The 2,053-nt window shown below is 53.7% G+C and carries 2 tRNA genes and 2 rRNA genes; all 4 read left to right on the top strand.

What is annotated here, in order from left to right:
• Positions 1-86, top strand: a 16S ribosomal RNA gene (locus FHT70_RS29995); the annotation flags it as partial.
• A gap of 237 nt (positions 87-323) precedes the next feature.
• Positions 324-400 (top strand) — tRNA-Ile (locus tag FHT70_RS29990).
• 85 nt (positions 401-485) lie between these two features.
• Positions 486-561: transfer RNA gene (locus tag FHT70_RS29985), tRNA-Ala, on the top strand.
• A gap of 573 nt (positions 562-1,134) precedes the next feature.
• Positions 1,135-2,053 (top strand): 23S ribosomal RNA (locus FHT70_RS29980); the annotation flags it as partial.

Raw genomic sequence — 2,053 nt, 5'->3', positions numbered from 1 at the left:
GGCAGCTAACCACGGTAGGGTCAGCGACTGGGGTGAAGTCGTAACAAGGTAGCCGTAGGGGAACCTGCGGCTGGATCACCTCCTTTCTAAGGAAGCTGTGGAATTGGTAAGACGACCGGCCTGATCTTCGGATCTCCCCGGTATGAACCTTCCCGTGCTTTTTAGAACATAGATGGCGCCAGTCAGGCGACCATCGAAACGCAATACGCCGCGTAGACTACGGTCACGACGGTATGGCGAGCTTTCGCCGTCCACGTTTCTCTTTCTTCAAGAAGACAAAGAACCGCGTCGCTCCAGTTTGACTGGACCGGTTTGACGAGAATGGGCCCGTAGCTCAGTTGGTTAGAGCACACGCTTGATAAGCGTGGGGTCGGAAGTTCAAGTCTTCCCGGGCCCACCATTTGCATTTGGTGAATGGGGGTTGGGAAAAGACGGCAGACGCGGAAAGTTGCCGAACCTGGAGCGATCCAGGCGATCGAGCTGATGGGGCTGTAGCTCAGCTGGGAGAGCACCTGCTTTGCAAGCAGGGGGTCAGCGGTTCGATCCCGCTCAGCTCCACCAAATCGATTGGTGTTGAGACTGACGGCGATGATGTCTTCTGAAGAAAAACAAAGTTTGCACGACGCCATCAGCGTCTGTGCCTGTTCTGCATATATCGTGAAGAGAAGATTGATCTGGAGGCTTCCAGGTGTCGGGTTTTGCCCGATGTCCGAGCTCAGTTCCCATGATGTCGTGGATGGTCTAGCCGACCGGAAACGAAAGAGGGACTGAAGGTAGGAAGGAAGCTTGTCGCTCTGAGTCGTTGTTGTTTGCTGATCTTTAGGGATGAGCATCTGACGGACGACTTGATTACCGTTGCCTGACCGCGCGGTATCGGATCCAATCTCGAGAAGCTGGTCTTAAGACCTGACACAAGCGAGCTGCTCGGCGTAGCTCCAATAAAGTGATCAGGTCGAACACGTCGATGGCATTGTTAGAAAGCGTAATTGTAAAAGGTAATTACGCATGTTTGGCCCGGCTGGCGGCAATCGCAAGGTTGTCCGGATAGTCGGATTTGGCACCCCACGAGGGCGAAAGCCGAGTGGATAAGGTTTGCCAAATCAAACAAAGACGATGAGCATTGGCAATGAGAACGATTAAGTGTCGTAAGGGCATTTGGTGGATGCCTTGGCATGCACAGGCGATGAAGGACGTGATACGCTGCGAAAAGCCGTGGGGAGCTGCGAATGAGCTTTGATCCATGGATCTCCGAATGGGGCAACCCACCTTAAATGCTTGGAAAATCATTCTGGTTGTCGGGTCTTCGACCCGACGTTACGGCGAACGATCGCCGACGGCCTCTGGCCTGTATGGGAACTTCCCGATACAGCGCAGAGCGCGTCGCCGGTCGTCCGGCGCGCCCACGCAGCGCTGCACGAAGTGCAGAACAAGCGTGAGTGAAAACCCGAATGGTTTCCAAGCATTGTTATAAGGTATCTGCACCTGAATACATAGGGTGTAAGAAGCGAACGCAGGGAACTGAAACATCTAAGTACCTGCAGGAAAGGACATCAACCGAGACTCCGCAAGTAGTGGCGAGCGAACGCGGACCAGGCCAGTGGCAATTGTGATTAAAGTGGAACGCTCTGGAAAGTGCGGCCGTAGTGGGTGACAGCCCCGTACGCGTAGATATCACGATTGTCCTAGAGTAGGGCGGGACACGAGAAATCCTGTCTGAACATGGGGAGACCACTCTCCAAGCCTAAGTACTCGTGCATGACCGATAGCGAACAAGTACCGTGAGGGAAAGGTGAAAAGCACCCCGACAAGGGGAGTGAAATAGAACCTGAAACCGGATGCCTACAAACAGTCGGAGCCTGAAAGGGTGACGGCGTACCTTTTGTATAATGGGTCAACGACTTAGTGTAACAAGCAAGCTTAAGCCGGTAGGTGTAGGCGCAGCGAAAGCGAGTCTGAACAGGGCGATATAGTTTGTTGCATTAGACCCGAAACCGAGTGATCTAGCCATGAGCAGGTTGAAGGTTGGGTAACACCAACTGGAGGACCGAACCCG

It is taken from the genome of Rhizobium sp. BK049 (assembly GCF_014193135.1).
Taxonomy (GTDB): Bacteria; Pseudomonadota; Alphaproteobacteria; order Rhizobiales; family Rhizobiaceae; genus Rhizobium.
Note: the sequence above shows the minus strand (reverse complement) of the source record. Positions and strands in the feature narration are given on the sequence as shown.